Here is a 21289-nt window from a genome sequence, read left to right as displayed (position 1 = left end):
CGAAAACGTCATTGGCTCGGCCTTCAATGACGTTCTCACCGCGGGTCCTTACACCATCGTCACAGGTGTTCGACTGGAAGGTGGTGCGGGCGACGATATTTACAACATCAACATGGGCTACGCCCCGACCATCATCGAGCAAGCTGACGGCGGCAATGACGAAGTACGCGTGTCGGTGATCAACCCTGCCAACACGTTCCTGGCGGCCAATGTCGAGCGCCTGACGTACGTCGGCACCGGTGCCTTCATTGGTTATGGCAACGACAGCAACAACGTCATCACCGGTGGCTCGGGTAACGACACCCTCTACGGTGGCGCGGGTGCAGACCAGTTCATCGGCGGCGCGGGTTACGACGGTGCCGGTTACCTGGACAGTAAGGAAGCGGTGTCCATCAACCTCAAGACCGGCGTCAACTCCGGGATTGCCGCAGGCGACACTTACACCGACATCGAAGTGATCCGGGGTTCTAACTTCAACGACACCTTCATCGGCGATGGCAGCGGTATGGATTTCGACGGCGGTGCCGGTGTCGACACCGTGGATTACTCGGGCTCGACGTCCGCAGTAAACATCAACGTTCGTCTAGGCACGGGCACGGCAGGCTCAGGCGGCGAAGCCGAAGGCAGCACATTGACGGCGATCGAAAACGTCATCGGCTCGGCTTTCAATGACGTTCTCACCGCGGGTCCTTACACCATCGTCACAGGTGTTCGACTGGAAGGTGGTGCGGGCGACGATATTTACAACATCAACATGGGCTACGCCCCGACCATCATCGAGCAAGCTGACGGCGGCAACGACGAAGTACGCGTCTCGGTGATCAACCCTGCCAACACGTTCCTGGCCGCAAACGTCGAACGCCTGACGTACGTCGGCACCGGCGCTTTCACCGGCTACGGCAACGACAGCAACAACGTCATCACCGGTGGCTCAGGCAACGACACCCTCTACGGTGGCGCGGGTGCAGACCAGTTCATTGGCGGTGCGGGCAGCGATGTCGCGGGCTACCTGGACAGCAAGGAAGCGATGTTCATCAACCTCAAGACCGGCGTGTATTCCGGAATCGCGGCAGGTGATACCTACACGGGTATCGAGGTGGTCAGAGGGTCGAATTTCAACGACACGTTCTATGGTGGCAGTTCGTCAATGATGGTGGATGGCGGCGTTGGCCAGGACTTGGTCACGTACGAGCAGTCCGCCAGTGCAATCACCCTGGACTTGACCAACGGCACTACGGTCGGTGAGGCGGCGGGTCATACCTACACCAGCATCGAGATTTTTCAAGGCAGCAATTTTAACGACACGCTATCGGGCTCTCGTCTGGGGGACACGTTCATCGGAGGCGCTGGCGCAGATGTGATCGATGGTCGCGAAGGCCAGGACAGCGTTTGGTACATCACAAACGCGGCAGGCGTCTCGATCAACTTGCAAACTCAAGCCAATCAGGGTGGAGACGCCGAGGGCGATGTATTGCTCAACATCGAACGCGTGTTGGGCAGTCACTATAACGATGTCTTGGTAGGCGACGCTGGTGCCAATTATCTGGAAGGCGGATTGGGTAACGACGTCATCGACGGCGGCGACGGCAACGATTTCCTCTATGGCGGCCTGGTTTCGTCAATCGGACCTTTCGCACTGGGCAGCCCGACCAACGGACCGCAGGCAGATATCTTGTACGGCGGTAGCGGTAACGACACCATTCTCACGGCGGTCAACGACCAAGGCAGTCAGGCCTACGGTGAGGCCGGGGCCGACACTATTACTGTGACTTATGGCATGGCTGACGGTGGGCAAGGCAACGACGTGTTGACCGGGACAGGCACAGGCTTTTCGTTGTCAGGAGGTCAGGGGGATGACCGACTGGTGATGCGCGCCAGCGGTTTTGCCTACGGTGGTGAGGATGACGATACCTACATCATCAATACTTCAGAACTCGTGACGATCCGGGACGAGGGCGTAAGCCGCATTGATAAATTGATTTTGTCCAACATAAGCAGCAATGAGCTGTTATTGGACCGGATCGGTGACGACCTGTATCTGCACCGTTCAAGCTTTCCTGCAGGACAGGCACCTCAAGAGGGCGTTCGCCTAGAGAGTTGGTTTGCAGGTTACGAAACCATCGAACAGATCCAGACGGCGGATATGCAGCTCATCGGTCTGCCCGCCATTCAGGATATGTTTTCCTGAAAGGATGAGGCGGCTTCGTTCGCCGCCTCATATTGCTTACCCTTGTAAAGCCATCTGATGGCTGTCCCGCTTCCACAATCAAACGTGAAAGAGTCGCTGTTGCCCGGCATTGCGTGAGCCGGGCAACAGCGGCTCTTTCAATGCGTTGGCTTTGGGAGCGTTTGGCGTTCCGCGTCGAGAAAGCGGGCATTCGGCCTGCGCATATGAAAACGCGAGGGGACTGCAATCGTGGGAATCAGGCGCGTTGTTAATCGGTGGGTTACGACGAATACAGGAGGAATAGGTATTTCGGGGAGTTTACGATTCAGACAATGTGTCTGGAAAGTGGAGCGGGTAGAGGGAATCGAACCCTCAACTAAAGCTTGGGAAGCTTTCGTTTTGCCACTAAACTATACCCGCTCAAAGCGGCTGACTTTGTACCAGATGCGGTCCTGCATTTGAAGCGTTAATTTCCTTGAACCCTGCTTTTCCCCGGACCTTCACCCTGGAAGCCGTCCGCCGAGTGCCGCTGTCCGTGCGCTGGCGGAGGATCCCTGGTGCTGTCGAACGCTGTTCTCAGAAGGCGAGGGCATGGTGGTTCTGGACCGGCTGGTAAGCGTGACGTGATGACTCTGCCACGGCAGGTTCCGGTTGCAGGAAACTCAGCAGTGCCCGCTTCGAATCACGGCAGGCGGCCTTGTGTTCCATGTCCAGAAAATGCCCTGCGGCTTCGATGGTGCTGAAGCTGCAGTCTTTGACGTACTTCGCAAAATGCACGGCGTCGTTCGCGGCGGTGTATTCGTCCCAGGCACCGTTCATGAACAAGACGGGTACGTTGATGTTTTTCGCAGCGGTGAGGTAATTGCCCGGATCGATCTCCAGTACCTGACTGATGTGGTAGTGCATCTGGTCGTATTCATGCAGGTCCAGGCTGCTTACGTGGCGGTAATTGAAGCGCTTGAACAACGACGGCAAGTGCTTGCCGATGGTGTTGTTGATCAGGTGGCCGACTTCGTAGCGGTCGTGAGCGCCCAAATGAAGGATGCCCCGGTTCAGGTAGTCACGCATGTGGTCGTTGAGAACGGGCGAGAACGAGCTGATGACGGCGCTTTCGATGCGCTTGGGACGCTGAGAAAGTGCGACCAGCGCAGCGGCGCCACCCCATGAGAACGACATGACGTGTTCGGCATTGAAGTGGTCGATCAGCTCCAAAAGGATCTGGCCTTCCATTTCCCGGGTCAGGGGCCTTTCATGACGGTTGTGCGGTTTGGATCTTCCAGCGTATGGCTGATCGTAAAGCACCACGTTCATCGTCGGGTAAAGGTTGCGGACGGTTTGCGCAAATGACGCGGTAGTGGCCAGTGAGCCGTTTACCATGATGATGGTTTTTTCCGCGGCATCTGCGCGATAAAACTCCGTGTAAACCCGAAACTGTCCTTGTATATCAAGCACGGCTTTTTCTGGCGACATAGGTGTAACTCCTGGCGTAAACAGGTATGCGTACAACAACGTTGCACGAGTTTCGTGACAGGCAGGCATTAGCCGGTTAAAGGCCCATGTCGATCCGAACGATCTGTCCGACAGGTATTGTTATTGGCGGGCAATTTGTCGTGAGTCCAATGACTCGGTACGGCAAAAGGTTTCTTGGAATGATGTTCTGACTCATCAGTCACATGTGGACTGACGGTTTGGATTCAAGCAGTGGATAGGTAAACCCGCAAGCGCCATCCATAGGCTTATTGCGCATTCCGCCGAACGGTTGTGACTTTTTTAGAATAGCTCGATTTCTGCGGCGTGCAGCGCACGGTAGCTGCCGGGCTCTAGCATAGGGTCCAGGGACAATGCCCCCATGCGTTCTCTGTGCAGAATCAACACCTTATTATCGAAATGGCCGAACATCCGTTTGACCTGATGGTAACGGCCTTCGACGATACTCAGCCGGGCACAACGAGGCCCCTCGATAGATAATACGGCCGGTTGCGTGGTGATGTTTTCGAACGGGAAGTAAAAGCCTTCGGCAAACTTGGTTATATACCGTTCGTCGATAACCTGCTCGGTCTCGACGTAATACACCTTTGGCAACTTTGTTTGCGGCTGTGTCAGGCGACGTGACCAGTGACCGTCATTGGTCATTAACATCAGACCGGTGGTGTTGAAATCCAGGCGCCCAGCAATATGAAGTTCATGTTTGTCAGGTTCATCCAGCAAATCCAAGACCGTGGGATGCTGCGGATCGACCGTGGCGCTCACACACCCTTGCGGTTTGTGCAGCATGAAATAGCGCGCCGCTTTGCCTGGCTGAATGATCTCGTCGTCAAACGCCACGCTGCTGAACGCTCGCACGTCGTGGTGCGGGTCCGTGACGATCTGACCGTCCACTTTCACACGCCCGCCGACCAGTGCCATGCGCACGTCTTTGCGGTTGAAACGGGGCAGGTTACTGAGGAAGCGGTCTAGACGCATGACGAAGACAACAGGCGAATGATGGGGCGCGTATGGTACGCGATCTAGCGTGCAGGCTGCCCCAGCGCTGAATCTTCAGGCGCAGTATTCGTGATGCCCGCGCAGCGCGGGCACAGGCAGGCCTTGTTGCGGATCTCGTCAGGCAGGGCTTCAAGCACCGCAGGGTCGATGCTTTCGGAAAAGCACCAGCAGGGCTGATCGAGGGTGCGCGGGTCGGCCAGGCTGCACTGATTGCTAAAGCCGCACACCGGACAGAGGTTGGGGTCGATAGAGGCGTTGGTCATGGCGATACGGGCACCGTACTCGATAGTCAGCTCAGCCAGGCTCCGTTGCGTTACTGATCACGGGCCTGACGCTTGCGGCATGATAAACCGGAGCGCGGCGCAGCATTGAGGAGATTGCGGCGCACCGGCAATGCACCAGCAGAATGCGGTCGTAATGAATGCCCTGAGCCGACAGCGTGTCGAACAGATCGGCCAGTGACGGAGGCGTCATGCCGAAGCGGTTGCGGATGCTCAGTACATCCATTGGCGTTGGGGGCAACCAGCCACGCAGGGGCGAGGCATTCGAGTTGCGCACCACATTGGCGATGTCCTGATAGCTTTCGTCAGCCGCGGTCTGAAACTTCGACAGCGTGTAGTTCTTCAGGCTGCCGGGCAGTGCGGTGCCCGCCATGAGCTTGTCCGTAATGACCTGAGGTGCGAGGTTTGACGGTTGTACCAGCCTGTTTTCCAGGGCATTGGAAATGGCGAAGGCGTTGACATGTTCACTGACGACGCGATGCAGCTTGGGGTCGACCAGTTCGTAGCCATGTGGCGCATACGTATGAATTTCCGTGCCGTTGGGGATTTCTACGGTCGAGGTCCACGGCAAATAATAGCCATGCGTGCTGACAACCAGCGTTCTTGCCTGGCCCCTGTCGGAGGTCCAGAGCAGGAATCTGCGCCCCAGTTTCCAGGCGTGTACAGGAAGATGACCGACGCTCGCCGGCCCTACGAGCGTCCAGCGTTTGAGCAGGGCGTCGGTGTGGAAGAACGTTTCCAGCCGAGTCTGGCGCGCGACCATCATGTGCGAGCGCGCGGCAGGCCAGCCCTTCAGCGCCTCCAGCGTGCCAGCTGCTGTCGGAGCTGCTTTGGCGGCAGGCGTGATGATGCGACGTAGCGAACCCAATAACCTTGGGGTGTTCGGCCCCAATTGCAGCAACCCCAACGTCAGGCCGGAAAGCAGCGCTTGGTTCTTCTCTGCGTAACGGCTGCCAGGCAGGCGTGCGACGGCGATGCTCAACGAAGTAAGGCCGACTTCGATGGCCAGCGAGGCGATAAAGGCCGGTGTCAGCAACAGCGACAGGGGCGCCAATACCCATTGCAAGCGCGTCAGGCGGTCTGTCCAATCGGCCAGTGAAACCTGTGCGCGCGTTACGATTCTGTCCTCCGCATCGCTTTGCGCGTTGTGTTTGAGCAACTGACTCAGAAAGCTGAATGGCGAGCCTTCCAGCCTTTTCTCGCACAGTGATTGATGCAGCGCCTGCCGTGTATCCGGGTTGTACAGCGCGTCGGTCCAGGGGCGAAGAATCGACACCGGCGGCTGCGGCGACTGTGTGCCACTCCACAATCGCAACAGGTAGTCCAGGCGCTTGTGATGGTGGGCAGGCACGTAGCGCATGACTGCTTCGCGCCACTGAGGTTCTGCAGTGGCGTGCTTGAGGTGTTGATTCAGTTCGGTGTCGTTGCGGCACTCGACGAAGGCATCGGGGTGCCCCGCCTGGTACAGGAGCTTCAACTCGCCCGGCTGCTCGATCACCAGCAAGCCGGTGTATTGATGTTCCATGCCATCAAGCAACGAACCCTGGACAAAGAACCCGAGAGCCAGCCACCTGACTGGCTCGACAGATGTCATGGCCTGGACGATCAGATCGAACCCGCTGCGCGTCATGCGGCCTCGTTTGAGACTGGTGAGAGCCTGGACAATGAAGGTCGATCTGAGCGCCTGCTCGATGGCCGTCTGCTGCTGTACCCAAAAATCATCCAGCTTTCGCGTCATCCAGCTCAGAAAGTCGAATGTCTTGATGTAGTCCTCAATCGCTTGAGGATCGAGTCGCAGGGGCTGGCCTTGTCCGATATCACCTTGGCCAGTGGGATCCAGAAAAACGACCGTGGCGCCTTCATGATCGACATAGCCCACCGGGCGTTCGACCCGGTAGTGGCTCACCAGCGCTTCGCTCAGGCTGATCGGCATTTCGTCGGGCGTATGCACATGCAGGGAGGGCGTGCGCAGCCCGCCCTGGGGCGTAATGACGGTTCCGGACTGATAGGCGATGAACACCTGCTCGGGATCCAGCGCCAGACCGTGATGAACCCGCAGGTAGTCGGCCATGATCTGCACCGCTTCACCTGATGGCGCCGGCAGGCGGTCCAGCACGGCCGATTGCGCTGGCCAGAGGTCTACAGCGCTGGCCAGTTCAAGGCTGCGGGCGAGGGGACGGAGCAGATCGGTGCTGTCACAGGTGTCTGTCTCGATTAACGCGTAGGTCATACGTTCCTGCGTCTCGGTCAGCTCGCTGAACACGTCCCCTTCGATCAGCATTGAATCGATGACCGGTCGTTTGCCCTGCTCAAGGTCCATCAACACATGGCCGTACAGCCCCGAGGCATTCAGCGTCGCCAGTAACCGCTCAGCCATGTATCCGGGCTCGTCGCTGATGTATTCAACGACCGGACCGCTGACGCTCAGCACATGAATGAAGCAGTGCGCGGTTGCTTTCGAGCTGACCTGGAAGATCCCCGGCACTGGCTGACCATTGATCGACAGCATCCGGACTTCGCTCATGGCGCCGCGCAATGAAGGGGTGAGTGCCTGGATGTCAGACGGGAATTGGCGCAAACCCAATGCATCGAGCGTCAGTGAATAGCCGCTTCGACTGATGTGGCCCATCGCATGCTGGTGTGCCAGTTGATCCAGCAGGCTCACGCATGACAGCAGGCGATAGGTTGCCCTGTGCCGATGCCAGAACGCTGCGAACACAGCGCTGTAATCAGTGCTCCACGGCGTTTCGAGGATCCAGGCGAGCGTCTGAGCGGCCGTTAATGACGGTACTTCGTCGGTCAGCGACAGGTCGGCGCTGGCTCGGTCGCGGCTGCGGTGCAAGGCTAAAAAACGCGGCGGGTCGAAGCTGATCAGGGCGACTTCGGTCAGCGACAGGCGCAGGCTGTACTGCTCCACGCCGTCATCGTCGGCCGCGGGGCTGTCTTGGGTGTTAAACGCGATGTGCAAGTCATCCGGATTCAAGCGTTTGCCGGTTTTGCGGGCGAGCAACGTGGTCAGTTGTTCGCGAACGTGAGCGTGACGGTCCTGGGGGAAATCCATGTCCAGTTGGCAGGCTTTAAGCAGCAGTTCCGAGTCAGTGATCAGACTGAAACCTTGACTGTCACGCAGCGCCGTCAGACGCCGTTCAATGTCGGCGCTGTGATCGTCTGGAACCGGCTCTTCGGCCAGTGAGGGCAGTCGACCCTCGCCGGTCGAGAAGTGCAAGGGCGAGAGCGAGAAGGGCACCGCAGGGTTGAGCGTATCGTGCCGCTCGCCTCGGTAGTCGGGCAGCAGGATGCCGGGTTGCTCCAGCAGGGCGGTGGAGGGGTGAAACAGGGTGTGCTGGCGAAGCGGGCTCCAGAGGCTGTTCATGACGGTCTGTCGAAGTGGATGAAGGCCCACTATGTCGTGAACGCCTGCCCGGAGAGGCATAACTATGTATCGTTGAGCCGGTTTTTGTGCAGAGGCAGCACGCTGATACGTGCCGCCTCTGCTGCTGTCACTGCTGTTGCAGATAAGCGCGCCAGCCGCCCAGTTCACTGATATCCCGGGCGCCTTGCAGGCCGTAGGCTTCGCAGATGAAGCCGGTTTCCCAGCGGCCATCAGCGAGCTGCACCTTGCCCAACCCCAGCGGTGCGGGGATGCTGGTCAGGAACGATCCCAGCTCGGCGCTGGGCAGCTCCCAGACTTCCACGGCAATCGTCACACCGCCTTCGGCCACACGCACCATGCCAGGCCTGAACGGCGGTCCGCCCGCCAGGGCATATAAACGATAATCGGGCGAGCTGTGCGTGGCTTCCAGCAGACGAGCACCACGCTGTTTGAGCTGCCCATTCAACGCCAGGCCGTCCAGGTGCGCGCCGCACACTACCAGCCGGGTCATGTCGTTGCGGGCTGTCGCGCTCGGCGTTGGCAGTAGCGAGGTTTGGCCCCTGATCAATGGCAGCGCGGTGTGCCGCTGGAACGCGTCGGCCAGGCCGAGCAGGTACTGATCGGTGAACGCACGCCCGAACAGCGTCACGCCCCACGGCAGGCCGTTGTCCATGAACGTGCTGGGCACCGCGACGGCGGCGTAATCCAGCAGGTTGACGAAGTTGGTGTAGTAACCCAGTTCGGAGTTGCGCAGGACCGGCTCGGCCAGCAGTTCAGCCGATGTCACGGGCCGACCGATACTTGGCGTTACCACGCAGTCCAGCCCCTCCATTGCTTTGTCGCATATGGCTTTGAGCGCTTGCAGGCGGTATTGCGCACGAAAGGTATCGACGCCTGTGACGGCCGGTGCCTTGGCCAGCACGGCGCGGATGACGGGCAGCACCGCAGCGGGGTTGTCGTGCATCAGTTGCCCGGCGACGCTGTAACGCTCGGCGACCCACGGCCCTTCGTACAGCAGACTGGCGGCTTCGAGGAACGGCGACAGGTCGAGGGTGACTGCTTCGCCGCCCAGCGCGGTCAGGTGGTCAATGGCGTCACTGAACAGCAGCGGACCTTGAACGCAGCCGAAGAACTCCAGGTCTTCGGCACGCGGAACGCCGAAGCGAAATGGGCGCGGCGTGCCGAATGCGCTGGCGTCGTTCCACGCCGGATTACGGCGGCTGTATTCATCGCGCGGATCAAGCTTGGCGACCAGCCCCAGCAACTGGCTGGCTTCTCTGGCCGTGGCGGTGAATAGCGATACGCAATCCTGCGTCCGACAGGCCGGTACGACGCCTGCGGTGGAGATCAGGCCTTTGCTGGCTTTGGTGCCGACCAGATTGTTAAGCGCTGCGGGTACTCGGCCAGAGCCCGCCGTGTCAGTGCCCAGCGAGAAACTGCTCACACCCAGCGCAACGGCCAGTGACGAGCCGGAGCTGGAGCCGCCGGACGGATACTCGTTCAACACGCTGTTGGGGCAAGGGCCGTAGGGTGAGCGGCTGCCATTGAGACCCGTGGCGAACTGGTCCAGATTGGTTTTGCCTATCGGCACCGCGCCCAGCGCGATCAGTTGCTCGACGATGGTTGCCGAGCGTTCCGGGGTGTAGGCGTAATCGGGACAGGCAGCGGTTGTCGGAATGCCCGCCAGATCAATGTTGTCTTTGATGGCGAACGGCACGCCATACAGCGGCAGGTCGTTGAGATCGCGGCTTTCCAGCGCAGTCAGATAGGGCTCCAGTTCATCCGCGCTGAGCAGGTGGATGAACAGGTGATACTCAGGGTTCAGGATCGCGGCTTTGTCCCGCAATGCGAGGATCAACTGGCGAGGCGAAACGTCGCCGGACTGGTAGACAGTGCGAACCGAGTCCAGGCGCAGATCATTCAACCATTGGTTAGCGGTCATGGGGGGTCCCTTCAAATTGAGTGATTCGGTTCAATCCGCGTCGAGCACGACGACGCGTTGGCCTGCGCGCACGGCGGAGCCGGGTTGCACCCGCACGTCCTGCACGATGCCGCCGACCGGTGCGAGTACCGGAATTTCCATCTTCATCGACTCCAGCACCACCAGCACATCGCCCGCCTCGACGCGTTCGCCGGGCTTGACCTGCACTTGCCAGAGGTTGCCCGCAATGTGGCTGTCGACGCCGTGCTGGCCCGGTTCAAGAGCTGTTTCGTCGGTGCTGGTGACGACGCTTTCTTCGCTCTCGAAATGGGTCTGCCCATTGGCAATCCAGCGTTCGCGTTCGGCGTTGAAGGCCGCTTGTTGCTGGTTTCTGAATGCCGCGATGCCCTCTGCTTCGGTGCTCAGGAATGCCTGGTAATCGGTGAGGTTCAGGGTGCTGTGTTCGATGTTCAGATCGAAACGGCCCAGCGGGAAATCGCGGCGGATGCGCAGCAGTTCTTCGGCGCTGACCGGGTAAAAGCGGATCTGGTCGAAGAAGCGCAGCAGCCACGGTTTACCTTCGAATGCAGCGACATCGCGGTAGCGGTTCCACATTTGCAACGTGCGGCCCACGAACTGATAACCGCCGGGGCCTTCCATGCCGTACACGCACATGTAGGCGCCACCGATGCCGACCGAGTTTTCCGCGGTCCAGGTGCGGGCCGGGTTGTACTTGGTGGTGACCAGCCGATGACGCGGGTCCAGTGGCGTCGCAACCGGCGCGCCAAGGTAGACGTCGCCCAGGCCCATCACCAGATAGCTGGCGTCGAACACTGTGCGCTGCACTTCGTCGAGGTTGGGCAGGTCGTTAATGCGTCGGATGAACTCCAGATTGCTCGGGCACCACGGCGCATCCTTGCGCACGGTGGTCATGTATTTCTCGATGGCCAACTGGCACGCCGGGTCGTCCCACGACAAGGGCAGGTGCACGATGCGCGAGGCCACTTGCAGGTCTTTGGCTGCGCAAACGGCGTCCCACTCACCGGCCACGATGTCGAGCAGGCGCTTGAGCGGGAGCTGGGCAGGGCGGTAATGCACTTGAAGAGAGCGGATGCCCGGCGTCAGGTCGATCACACCCGGCAAGGCCTTGGCTTCCAGCGCGAGCATCAGCGCATGGCCGCGCAGACGCAGCACCAGATCCAGCTCGGGCGCGCCGATTTCCAGCAACAGATGCGTATCGCCGGAAAGGCGCGCAACGAGGCGTTTGTCGTCCTGGCCGATGTCCAGAATGATCGGGCTTTGCAGTTGGGCGATGATCGAGGTGCGGCTTGTAGTGCTTTCGCGAGCAAGCTCGCTCCCACAAGCGCTCACCGTTTCATGTGGGAGCGGACTTGTCCGCGAAGAGGCGTGACACGCCTCGACACTTACCGGATGAAACCGCACTTTGTCCCCAGCCTTGAGCTGGCCCAGGTGCCACAGGTCCGCTTCGATGATGGTCACCGGGCAAACGAATCCCCCCAGGCTCGGCCCGTCCGGCCCGAGGATGACTGGCATGTCACCGGTGAAATCCACCGCGCCAATCGCATACGGGTTGTCGTGAATGTTCGAGGGGTGCAGCCCTGCCTCGCCTCCGTCGGCCCTCACCCATTCAGGCTTAGGCCCGATCAGGCGCACGCCGGTGCGGCTAGAGTTGAAGTGCACTTCCCAGTCAGTCGCGAAAAACGTCTCGATGTACGCTTCGGTGAAGTACTCGGGCGCGGCATGCGGCCCGTAGATCACACGAATGTCACGAACCTCGCTGAGCACCTCGATCGCGTCATCTGCAAGGCACTGGCCGACACTTCCGTCATCGAGCGGCGCAAGGTGCAGCACATCTCCAGCCCTCAACGCGCGCCCACCATGACCGCCGAACTGGCCGAGCGTGAAGGTGCTTTTGCTGCCCAGATAATCCGGCACATCCAGCCCGCCCCTCACACAGAGGTAGCTGCGGGCACCGGCCCCGGCGATGGTGCCCATTGCCAGTGTCGAACCGGCATTCACCCGCAGCGTCGTGTTCATCGGGCACGACTCGCCATCCAGCGTCAGCGGAATCGGCGCACCGGTCACCGCCACCACGGCATCGGTATTGAAGCGCAGCAGCGGCCCGCTCATGGTGATTTCCAGCGCCGCGCAACCTTCGGCATTGCCCAGCAACAGATTGCCCTGACGCAATGCGCGACTGTCCATGGGACCTGACGGCGGAACACCGACGGCCCAGTAACCCAACCGTCCCGGATAATCCTGAACGCTGGTCTGCGTACCGCCGCTGAGCACTTCGAAGGTGTCGGCGTGATACATCAGATGCTCCAGGCAGCGCGTCCACGGCTGCCCGCTCGCAAATGGCGCATCGGCAATGATCTGCCGCAAGTAATCGCGGTTGGTTTCCACGCCGTACAAGCGGCTTTCGCCCAACGCTTCTGCCAGTGCCTCACTGGCTTCATCGCGGCTTGGCGCCCAGGCGATGAGCTTGGCGATCATCGGGTCGAAATACGGCGGGATCTCGCAGCCCGCTTCAACCCAAGTGTCGATACGCAGCGCCTGACCATCGGCTGGCGGAAAGCTAACCGCCGTCAGCAGGCCGGGGCACGGCTGGAAGTCGCGCCCCGGATCCTCCGCGTACAGACGCGCCTGAATCGCGTGCCCGTTCGGTTGCAGGGTCGCTTGCAGCTCGGCAAGCGGAGGCAGATCACCGGCCGCCAGTTGTACCATCCAGCCGACCAGGTCCACGCCCCAGACCTGCTCGGTCACGCCATGCTCGACCTGCAGGCGAGTGTTCACTTCCAGAAAATAGAAGCGCTGGTCCTGGCTGTCGAAAACGAATTCCACGGTCCCGGCGCTGCGATAGTTGACGGCCTTGGCCAGCTTGATCGCTGCTGCACACAGCTCATCCGCCATGCCTTCCGGCAGGTTGGGCGCCGGGGTTTCCTCCAGCACTTTCTGGTTGCGCCGCTGCACCGAACAATCGCGCACGCCCAGCGCCAGCACTTCACCCTGACCATCGCCGAACACCTGGACTTCCAGATGGCGGGCACGCTGGATGTATTTCTCGATGAATACGCCAGCGTCGCTGAAGTTATTCTGACCCAGACGCTTGACCGCTTCGAACGAATCGCCCAGCTCATCGGCGCTGCGGCACACGCGCATGCCGATGCCGCCGCCGCCCGCAGTGCTCTTGAGCATCACCGGATAGCCGATCACTTCGGCCGCCGTGAGGGCCGCGTCGACGCTGTCCAGCAGCTCGGTGCCTTCCAGCATCGGCACGCCGTGTTGTTTGGCCAAGGCACGAGCGGTGTGCTTGAGACCGAACACCCGCAGTTGCTCAGGGGTCGGACCGACGAAGGCGATGCCGGCGTCTTCGCAGGCCTGCGCGAACGCGGCGTTCTCGGAAAGAAATCCGTAGCCCGGATGAATTGCACCTGCGCCGCTGGCTTTGGCGATGGCGAGGATCTTGTCCACCGCCAGGTAAGTACCGGCCGCGCCGCCTTCTCCCAGGCTGTGTGCCTCGTCGGCCTGCATCAGGTGCAGGCTGGCGACGTCGGCTTCGGAATACACCGCCACGCCCTTGACCTTCAAGGTACGCAGGGTGCGCAGGATGCGGCAGGCAATGGCGCCACGGTTGGCGATCAGCAGTTTGTCGAACATGGCATGACCCCGGAAACCGGACTGAATCGGTTTCGTGATGGGAAGCGGGCCGTCCCGCAATTGGTATTCAAGGCAACGGTCGTCCGTTGCTGCCCAGACCGGGAATTTCGAAAGTGGTTAGTCGCGAACGATCAACTGCGCGGGCGTCGGGTTGTAGCCATTGCAGGGGTTGTTCAGTTGCGGGCAGTTGGAGATCAGCACGATCACGTCCATCTCGGCGCGCAGTTCGACGTATTTACCGGGGGCGGAGATGCCGTCTTCGAACGTCAGGCCGCCATCCGCTGTCACGGGCACGTTCATGAAGAAGTTGATGTTCGGGCCAATGTCGCTCTTGGTCAGGCGACCGTCATGCAGGCAGGCGCGCAAGTAGTTGTCGCGGCAGCTGTGCATGTGGCGTTTTTCCAGGGCATAGCGCACGGTGTTGCTTTCCTGCGCACAGGCACCGCCCAGCGTGTCGTGACGCCCGCAGGTGTCATCGACGATGGTCAGCATCGGCTGGCCGAGGTTGGAAAACAGCACGCTGCCGGTGGTCAGGTACACGCTGTTCTGGCGGCGCAGGGTGCGTTGCACGTCATAGCGTTCACGCGGGTTGGCGAGGCTGAAGAACAGCGTATCCACCGCCTGATTGCCTTCCAGGTCGAGGATGCGCACGGTTTGTCCGGCTTTCACTTCGGCCAGAAACGGTTCGCCCGCCGGGATGGTTGCGTCACAGTGATGATCGTGGGTATGCAGATTCATGACGGGGTCTCCTCAGGCGAACAGGCGGTCGGTGTTGATGAAGCCGCGCTCGTTTTCCGGGCGCGAGGTCCGGCAATGCTCGGCAACGCTGGCGTCGGCTTTCATCCAGCTCAGCTTGAGCGGCTGCGGCGCATACGCAGGGTTCGGGTCCATCGGATGTTGCAGCGCGGTCAACACCACCAGCGTGTCCATCGGCGCATACAGTTCGATGTAATCACCCGCCTTGGAGTTGTCCGGTACGAAATGCAGAACGCCGGTTTCGTCCACGTTGACCCGGCTGAACAGGTTGAGGGTCATCAGCAGGTCCGACAGGCCCAGGCCCCATTTGCCCAGCTCGACCAGCAGGTTGTCGACACCGTTGCGGAAGAAGCCGTTGCGCAGTTCCTGATACCGGCCCTGGCCGTATTTTTCGGCGGCTTCATGGGCGTTGAGTACGCCGCCAATGCTGTCGCTCCAGCCGCAGGTGTCGGTCACGATAGCCGCCAGCACGCGACCCATGTCCGAGTACAGACAGTGACCGGCACTCAGTCGCGCGGTGTGCTGGCACTTGAGGCTGTCGGGCAGATTGAGGCGCTCGGTTTTCTCGTGTGCGTTGAGCAGGGTCAGGCTGACGTTGGCGTTACCGCGCAGGTCGGTCAGACGCAGCAGTTCGCCGCGCTTGAGAATGAACGAGCGATGGCCGCCGCCGGGCAGCAGTTCTTCGGCGAAGACGGGGTACAGCGTGGTCGAGTCAGTCATGGTGCAGGTTCCTCTAAAGCCGGTTTCAGCAGGTCGAGTGACGCGCGCTCGGCGCGGCGTTCGCTGTTGAGGGGGATGTCGTAGGTGATGCGTGCGCCGTAGGCTCCGGGCGCGTGCGGGTCGTGGCGGACCTTGTCGAAGACCAGCAGACGCGTGCCGAGATTGAACCCCTCGGACAGGTCATGAGTAACCATGAAGACGGTCAGTTGCGTTTCGCGCCACAGGTCCAGCAACAGGTGGTGCATATCCTTGCGGATGCCGGGGTCCAGCGCCCCGAACGGTTCGTCGAGCAATAGCACGCGAGGCTTCATGATCAACGCCTGAGCGATGGCCAGTCGTTGCTGCATGCCGCCGGACAACTGCGAGGGGTACTTGTCCAGCGCATGACCCAGGCCGACCTTGTGCAGCAATTGCGCGGCCTGTTCCCGTGCCTCTCGCTTGGCCTGGCCGAACAGCCGGCCGATCCAGCGGGAGCGGGGCAGCTCAAGGCCCAGCGCCACGTTGTCCAGCACGCTCAGGTGCGGGAACACCGAGTAGCGCTGAAAAACCACGCCGCGACTGGCGTCCGGTTCGTTGGAGAGCGGCTGGCCGTCGAGGGTGATCGAGCCACGGCTTGAGGTTTCCTGGCCCAGCAGCAGGCGAAGAAAGGTCGACTTGCCGCAGCCCGATGCGCCCACCAATGTGCAGAATTCGCCTTCGGCAACGTCCAGATTCAAGCCTTCCAGCACCACCTGTTCGTCGTATTGCTGCCACACGTTACGCACACAGATAAAGCTCATGCCCGCGCTCCTTCGTACCAGGGAAACGCACGGCGGGTCAGGGTTTTCAGGCCCCAGTCCATCAGCCACGCGAGCAGGGTGATCCACGCCACGTAAGGCAGAATCACGTCCATCGCTAGATAACGACGGACCAGAAAGATCCGATAGCCCAAGCCATCAGTGGAGGCGATGGCTTCGGCGGCGATCAAAAACAGCCAGGCTGAACCCAGCACCAGCCGCACGGCAATCAACAAACGCGGCAGCAACTGCGGCAGGATCACCCGCAGGATCAGCGTCCAGGTAGAAGCGCCCAGGGTCTGTGCCTTGATCAGCAGTTCCACCGGAATTTCTCGCGCCCGCTGTTCCAGGTCCCGGGCCAGAATGGGTGTGATGCCAATCACGATCAGCATCACTTTCGACAGCTCGCCCAGACCAAACACGATGAACAGGATCGGCAGGATTGCCAGCGGCGGCACCATCGACAGCACCGTCATCAAAGGCGACAGCGGTGCGCCGAACATCGGCAGAATGCCTGCTGCGATACCCAGGCACAGGCCGAGCAAGGCGCTGATGCCCAGCCCGATCGCCAGCCGCTGCAGGCTGGACGCAGTGTCCTGCCACAGCAGGTATTCGCCGGTGCGGACATCAGCCTTGAACGCCATGCGATTGACCGCATCGGCCATCTGCACCGCGCTGGGCAGCAGTTTGTCGTTGGGGTTTTCCGCAAGCCTGCTGGCTGAGCCCAGAAAGTAGGCGAACAGCAGCAGGGCGAACGGCAGGATCACCAGAATCAGGCGACCGGCGCGATCCGGGTGGCGGTTTATCAAACGCATGGCAGTGACCTTTGTGCGAAACGTGAGTTACAGCGTGCCGTCGGCGGCCATCTGCACGTAGCTGGGGTCGAAATGCAGCTTGAGATTGCCCTTGTCGCCGGTGGTGACGTCGTTGGCGAAGGTCATGCCCACCGCCTTGTCGTCTTTGGCACCTTCGCCGAGCAAACCGTGCGCGAACGAAAAGCTGGCGACTTTGCCCATCGTCTCCGGCAGTTGCTTGCTAGTGGCGAACTCAAGCGCTTCCTTGGGCGTGGCGAACAGCTTGGTGGTGTCCAGTTGCGACTGAAAACCTGCCAGATCAGTGCCCGAGGCCTTGGCCATGTGTTCCAGCGCGGCCTTGCTCTGAGCGTTTTTGGCGTTCATCAGCGCAACCACTTCAAACCATGCGCCGGTCAGCGCCTTGCCCAGTGCAGGGTTGTCTTTCAGGGTCTGGGTGTTGACCACCATCATGTCCATGATCTCGCCGGGAATCTGGCTGGAGTTGAACACTTCGGTCACGCCCGGTTTGGCCTTGATTTCCGACAGCATCGGATTCCAGGTGGTGACGGCTTGAACATCATCGGTGTTAAAGGCGGCGGCGATGTCGGCGTCCGAGGTGTTGACCACCTTCAGGTCTTTTTCGCTGAGTTTGGCGCTGTCCAGCGCACGGGCCAGCAGGTAATGGGACACCGAGAGTTCGACCAGATTGACGTCCATGCCCTTGAGGTCGGCGATCTTCTTGCCTTCGCCCTTGAGCACCACGCCGTCATTGCCGTTGGAGAAATCGCTGACGATCAGTGCGGTGCTTTCCACGCCCCCGGCAGCCGGGATGGTCAAGGCGTCCATGTTGGTCATGGTGCAGCCATCGAACTGGCCGGCGGTGTACTGGTTGATTGACTCGACGTAATCATTGAGCTGGGTGACATCGATCTTGATGCCGTATTTCTTCGCCCACTTGTCGACGATGCCTTGAGTGCCTGCGTATTCCCACGGCATCCAGCCTGCATAGATCGTCCAGCAGACGTTGAAATGATCTTTCTGAGCGGCGTTCGCCGAGAAGCTCAATGCAGCGAGAAGACCGGCGCACAGCAGGCCTGAGAGACGTGACGTTGACTTGAGCATCGAGAGATCTCCAGTAGTGAAAAGGGCGGCCAGGAGCAACGTGACACCACTGGTGTCCTGTCTCCCGGGCTTTTGTCCCGCCGTGTAACCTCTACTGGAGGTCGCCAACTCTCGGACCAGCCACTTGCCGTCTGGCAAGCCGGAACCCTAGTCGGCTATTGCAAATTGTGGTGCCGCGAACCGTGTGTTGACTCCTGCACGGAATGAACTAAGCGAGAGTTGTGCCAACTTGCCAAGAGGCCCGTTTGGCAAGGCTCGCGGTACTTCCAGGCGCAGTCGGACATGGATATGTGCCTTGTGCTGGTGCGTGAGCGCACCGTCATGAAGCGCTAGTTTGAAATGTTTTGTAGTATCTTTGTAAGAAAGCGCTACAGGGCTGCAGGCCTTGATTTGAAAGGCTTTGCAGGAAAAGGGCGGGCATTCGAGGCGATGGACGGAGGGTCGCATTGCGCACTGGATCGCGTTTTCGGTGTCTGAGTTGTTGTCCGTCAATCGCTTTGGCGGACGCCGACCAGCGTCGCTGGTTTGTGCCAATCGCGGTCCGGGAGGCCGCCATGTATCGAAGACCCTCGCTTATCGTTTTGCTGACCCTCTTCCTTGCTGGTTGTTATGGAGGCCCTGGTTACTACGAATCCGATGTGTACACGCAACCGACGACCGTCGTCGCGGGCGGGTACGCCTATGACAATGGCTACCGTTCCACCTACTACCAGGAGCGGCGCATTTACGTGGCGCCTCAACCGCGCTATTACCAACCGCAACCTCGCTATTACACCCAACCCCGCTATTACGGACCGCCACCGGGCGCACGCTATTACCAGCCGGGTCGCCCGCCAGGTTATGGCTGGCGCAATGATGGCTTCCGGGGCAATGACGGCTATCGAGGCAACTACCGCGGTGACCGTGGCAACCGAGGCTGGAACGACCACGGCGGTGGACGCGATCACGGACGAGGCGATGGCCGCGGTCGCGGCGACGGACGCGGCGGGCATCGCTGACCTTTGTTCGCCTATGAGTCAGCCGGGACACGGAGCGTCCTGAGCTGCTTTCATGCGCAGCACCCTGTCTTATTGGATAAATAGAAACCCGTGGGAGCGAGCTTGTTCGCGAAGAGCCGATTACAGACGTCCGACATTTTGGGGGACTGCCCCGGCCTCTTCGCGAGCAAGCTCGCTCCCACGACGATGTGCATTCAGTAAATGATTGACGTCGTGACAGTCCATTCGAGCCGATACGCTCTCAGTACTCCGACAAATCCGCCAGCGGGTGTCGTCCTTCCCAGACCTTCTCGAAGTGTGCCTCGATCACCGCAGGCGGCACTTTGCTCACGTCCGGCCAGTGCCAGCGTGGTGTGTGATCTTTGTCGATCAGCCTTGCCCGCACCCCTTCGCTGAAGTCCGGGTGGCGGCAGCAATTGAGGCTCATGGCGTATTCCATCTGAAACACCTGCGCCAACGACAGATGGCGCGCACGACCGATCTGCTCCCAAACCAGGTGCGCCGTCACTGGGCAGCCTTCGACCAGGTTCTTGGCGCCTTTGGCCAGCAACCTATCGTCGTGCTGCTGCAATTGACTGATCGCCTGCCAGGCACACACCAGACTGCCCACATCCAGCAACGCATCGATCTGCCTGCGGCGTGGCAGCCACTGTGCCTCGGGCAATTGGCTGTTGGCCTCATGCTGCAACGCCTTGAGCAGGCTGTTGAGCTGCATGTCTGTCTGGTCCTGCCAATTGAGTTGCAGCAGGCCTTCGATCAGGTCCGGCTGTTGCGTATCGAGCAGGCAGCGGTCGGCCAGGTCCAGATCCAGTGCGTCACGCCCGTTGATGTGCGAGCCGGTCAGCCCGAGAAACAATCCCAGTTTTCCCGGCAGACGAGACAGGAACCAGCTGGCGCCGACATCGGGGTACAGGCCGATGCTGACTTCCGGCATCGCCAATCGACTGCTTTGGGTAACGATCCGTATGTTGGCGCCTTGCAGCAACCCCATGCCGCCGCCCAGCACATAGCCGTGTGCCCAGCAGATCAAAGGTTTGGGGTACGTGTGCAGGCTGTAATCCAGACGGTATTCGGCGCCGAAGAAGTGGGCCGCGAGTGGGGGCACGGTCCCCGGGTTGTTCAGGCAGGTTTCGACCAGCGTGCGCACATCGCCGCCAGCGCAAAAGGCTTTCTCACCATTGCCGCGCAACAGCACGCAAACGATTTGTGGATTGCTTGCCCAGGCGTCGAGCTGATCCTGAAGCGCCAGAATCATCGGCAGCGACAAGGCATTGAGCGATTTCTCGGAATCCAGCGTGGCGATCCCGATACGGGCGCCGCCCTGTGCGTGAAGTTCTTCGAATTGCAGGTTCATCGTGACCCTCTCTGGAAAGACGCTGACGTCAATATTGGTCTTTGCATCGCGTCATTAAGTTTCGGGGGGAAGTCTGCAGTGTAGGAAAACGACGGAAGCGACGTAGTGCATTTGACATTGGCAGTCAGCTTTCCTAGTGTCCGCGCAATGTTTTTACCGGATGTGACCATGACTAGCGACGACCGCATCAAGCTTGAACCCAGCTGGAAAGAAGCATTGCGTGAAGAGTTCGAAAAACCCTACATGCAGCAGTTGCGCGAGTTTCTACGTCAGGAGCATGCCGCAGGCAAAGAGATCTATCCGCCTGGGCCGCTGATTTTCAATGCACTGAACTCAACGCCGCTGGATAACGTGAAAGTGGTGATCCTCGGTCAGGACCCATACCACGGTCCCAATCAGGCCCACGGCCTGTGCTTCTCGGTGCAGCCCGGCGTGCCGACACCGCCTTCGCTGGTCAATATCTATAAAGAGCTGAAGCGTGATCTGAACATCGATATTCCCAATCACGGTTGCTTGCAAAACTGGGCGGATCAGGGCGTGCTGTTGCTTAATACCACCCTTACTGTTGAGCGGGCCAACGCGGCGTCCCATGCAGGCAAGGGCTGGCAGCATTTCACCGACCGAATCATTCAGGTGGTCAGCGAGCATCAACCGCATCTGGTGTTTCTGTTGTGGGGCGCTCATGCGCAGAGCAAGCAGAAGCTGGTCGACGCCACCAAGCATCTGGTACTGACCTCGGTCCACCCGTCACCGTTGTCGGCCTACAAGGGCTTTCTCGGTAACGGACACTTCGGACGGGCCAACAAGTACCTGGAGCAGAATGGCATCACGCCGATTGACTGGCGTTTGCCGAATATCTGAG

15 protein-coding genes, 1 tRNA gene and 1 riboswitch are annotated in these 21289 nt (G+C 60.3%); of the genes, 3 read left to right on the top strand and 13 right to left on the bottom strand.

Going from position 1 to position 21289, the window contains the following annotated elements:
- Positions 1–2188: calcium-binding protein (locus tag ALP40_RS11045; protein ID WP_122208307.1), on the top strand; the 2188-nt coding region annotated here is incomplete at its 5' end.
- A 325-nt stretch (positions 2189–2513) separates the two neighbouring features.
- Here ALP40_RS11045 and ALP40_RS11040 read toward each other — a convergent pair.
- From ALP40_RS11040 to ALP40_RS10985, 12 genes are all read right to left on the bottom strand, one after another.
- Positions 2514–2587 (bottom strand) — tRNA-Gly (locus ALP40_RS11040).
- Between the two features lie 156 nt (positions 2588–2743).
- A complete protein-coding gene (locus tag ALP40_RS11035; RefSeq protein ID WP_122208306.1) occupies positions 2744–3637 on the bottom strand; it encodes an alpha/beta fold hydrolase in 894 nt (297 codons plus the stop codon).
- A 300-nt stretch (positions 3638–3937) separates the two neighbouring features.
- Positions 3938–4630 (bottom strand): pseudouridine synthase, encoded by a 693-nt coding sequence (locus ALP40_RS11030; protein WP_122208305.1) that lies wholly within the window; start codon positions 4628–4630, stop codon positions 3938–3940.
- A 44-nt stretch (positions 4631–4674) separates the two neighbouring features.
- Positions 4675–4914: a cysteine-rich CWC family protein gene (locus ALP40_RS11025; protein ID WP_122208304.1), complete on the bottom strand. Its 240-nt coding sequence runs from the start codon at positions 4912–4914 to the stop codon at positions 4675–4677.
- A gap of 31 nt (positions 4915–4945) precedes the next feature.
- Positions 4946–8305: a dermonecrotic toxin domain-containing protein gene (locus ALP40_RS11020; protein ID WP_122208303.1), complete on the bottom strand. Its 3360-nt coding sequence runs from the start codon at positions 8303–8305 to the stop codon at positions 4946–4948.
- 127 nt (positions 8306–8432) lie between these two features.
- A complete protein-coding gene (gene atzF, locus ALP40_RS11015) occupies positions 8433–10247 on the bottom strand; it encodes an allophanate hydrolase (protein ID WP_122208302.1) in 1815 nt (604 codons plus the stop codon).
- Between the two features lie 30 nt (positions 10248–10277).
- Complete coding sequence (uca, locus tag ALP40_RS11010; protein WP_122208321.1) at positions 10278–13907, bottom strand: urea carboxylase; 3630 nt, start codon at positions 13905–13907, stop codon at positions 10278–10280.
- A 117-nt stretch (positions 13908–14024) separates the two neighbouring features.
- A complete protein-coding gene (locus ALP40_RS11005; RefSeq protein ID WP_122208301.1) occupies positions 14025–14645 on the bottom strand; it encodes an urea amidolyase associated protein UAAP2 in 621 nt (206 codons plus the stop codon).
- 12 nt (positions 14646–14657) lie between these two features.
- Entirely contained in the window at positions 14658–15383 is a 726-nt protein-coding gene (locus ALP40_RS11000; protein WP_122208300.1) for an urea amidolyase associated protein UAAP1, read from the bottom strand.
- Positions 15380–16162 (bottom strand): ABC transporter ATP-binding protein, encoded by a 783-nt coding sequence (locus tag ALP40_RS10995; protein ID WP_122208299.1) that lies wholly within the window; start codon positions 16160–16162, stop codon positions 15380–15382. The genes ALP40_RS11000 and ALP40_RS10995 overlap by 4 nt, the downstream gene beginning before the upstream one ends.
- The gene (locus ALP40_RS10990) at positions 16159–16974 is read right to left on the bottom strand and encodes an ABC transporter permease (protein ID WP_122208298.1); all 816 of its coding nucleotides are present in this window, start codon (positions 16972–16974) and stop codon (positions 16159–16161) included. The genes ALP40_RS10995 and ALP40_RS10990 overlap by 4 nt, the downstream gene beginning before the upstream one ends.
- 27 nt (positions 16975–17001) lie before the next feature.
- Positions 17002–18075, bottom strand: coding sequence for a putative urea ABC transporter substrate-binding protein (locus tag ALP40_RS10985; protein ID WP_122208297.1), 1074 nt, complete (start codon positions 18073–18075; stop codon positions 17002–17004).
- Between the two features lie 59 nt (positions 18076–18134).
- Positions 18135–18237: riboswitch (guanidine-I (ykkC/yxkD leader) on the bottom strand.
- 476 nt (positions 18238–18713) lie between these two features.
- Here ALP40_RS10985 and ALP40_RS10975 point away from each other — a divergent pair.
- On the top strand, positions 18714–19073 hold the full coding sequence (locus ALP40_RS10975; protein WP_183136031.1) for a hypothetical protein: 360 nt from the start codon (positions 18714–18716) through the stop codon (positions 19071–19073).
- Between the two features lie 241 nt (positions 19074–19314).
- On the opposite strand, the gene ALP40_RS10970 is transcribed toward ALP40_RS10975, so the two are convergent.
- Complete coding sequence (locus ALP40_RS10970; protein WP_122208295.1) at positions 19315–20427, bottom strand: enoyl-CoA hydratase/isomerase family protein; 1113 nt, start codon at positions 20425–20427, stop codon at positions 19315–19317.
- Positions 20428–20595: 168 nt separating this feature from the next.
- Here ALP40_RS10970 and ung point away from each other — a divergent pair, with 168 nt between their 5' ends.
- Complete coding sequence (ung, locus tag ALP40_RS10965; RefSeq protein ID WP_122208294.1) at positions 20596–21288, top strand: uracil-DNA glycosylase; 693 nt, start codon at positions 20596–20598, stop codon at positions 21286–21288.
- Position 21289: the final 1 nt, after the last annotated feature.

This window comes from Pseudomonas viridiflava, from assembly GCF_003702045.1.
Lineage (GTDB): Bacteria > Pseudomonadota > Gammaproteobacteria > Pseudomonadales > Pseudomonadaceae > Aquipseudomonas > Aquipseudomonas viridiflava_C.
This window is presented reverse-complemented; position numbering and strand designations above follow the sequence as displayed.

Coding starts and splice junctions, on each gene's coding strand:
- ALP40_RS10990 (WP_122208298.1), bottom strand. CDS start 16,974: ATGCGTTTGATAAACCGCCACCCGGATCGCGCCGGTCGCCTGATTCTG.
- ALP40_RS11020 (WP_122208303.1), bottom strand. CDS start 8,305: ATGAACAGCCTCTGGAGCCCGCTTCGCCAGCACACCCTGTTTCACCCC.
- uca (WP_122208321.1), bottom strand. CDS start 13,907: ATGTTCGACAAACTGCTGATCGCCAACCGTGGCGCCATTGCCTGCCGC.
- ALP40_RS10985 (WP_122208297.1), bottom strand. CDS start 18,075: ATGCTCAAGTCAACGTCACGTCTCTCAGGCCTGCTGTGCGCCGGTCTT.
- ALP40_RS10970 (WP_122208295.1), bottom strand. CDS start 20,427: ATGAACCTGCAATTCGAAGAACTTCACGCACAGGGCGGCGCCCGTATC.
- ALP40_RS10995 (WP_122208299.1), bottom strand. CDS start 16,162: ATGAGCTTTATCTGTGTGCGTAACGTGTGGCAGCAATACGACGAACAG.
- ALP40_RS11030 (WP_122208305.1), bottom strand. CDS start 4,630: ATGCGTCTAGACCGCTTCCTCAGTAACCTGCCCCGTTTCAACCGCAAA.
- ALP40_RS11000 (WP_122208300.1), bottom strand. CDS start 15,383: ATGACTGACTCGACCACGCTGTACCCCGTCTTCGCCGAAGAACTGCTG.
- ALP40_RS11035 (WP_122208306.1), bottom strand. CDS start 3,637: ATGTCGCCAGAAAAAGCCGTGCTTGATATACAAGGACAGTTTCGGGTT.
- ALP40_RS11005 (WP_122208301.1), bottom strand. CDS start 14,645: ATGAATCTGCATACCCACGATCATCACTGTGACGCAACCATCCCGGCG.
- atzF (WP_122208302.1), bottom strand. CDS start 10,247: ATGACCGCTAACCAATGGTTGAATGATCTGCGCCTGGACTCGGTTCGC.
- ALP40_RS11025 (WP_122208304.1), bottom strand. CDS start 4,914: ATGACCAACGCCTCTATCGACCCCAACCTCTGTCCGGTGTGCGGCTTT.
- ung (WP_122208294.1), top strand. CDS start 20,596: ATGACTAGCGACGACCGCATCAAGCTTGAACCCAGCTGGAAAGAAGCA.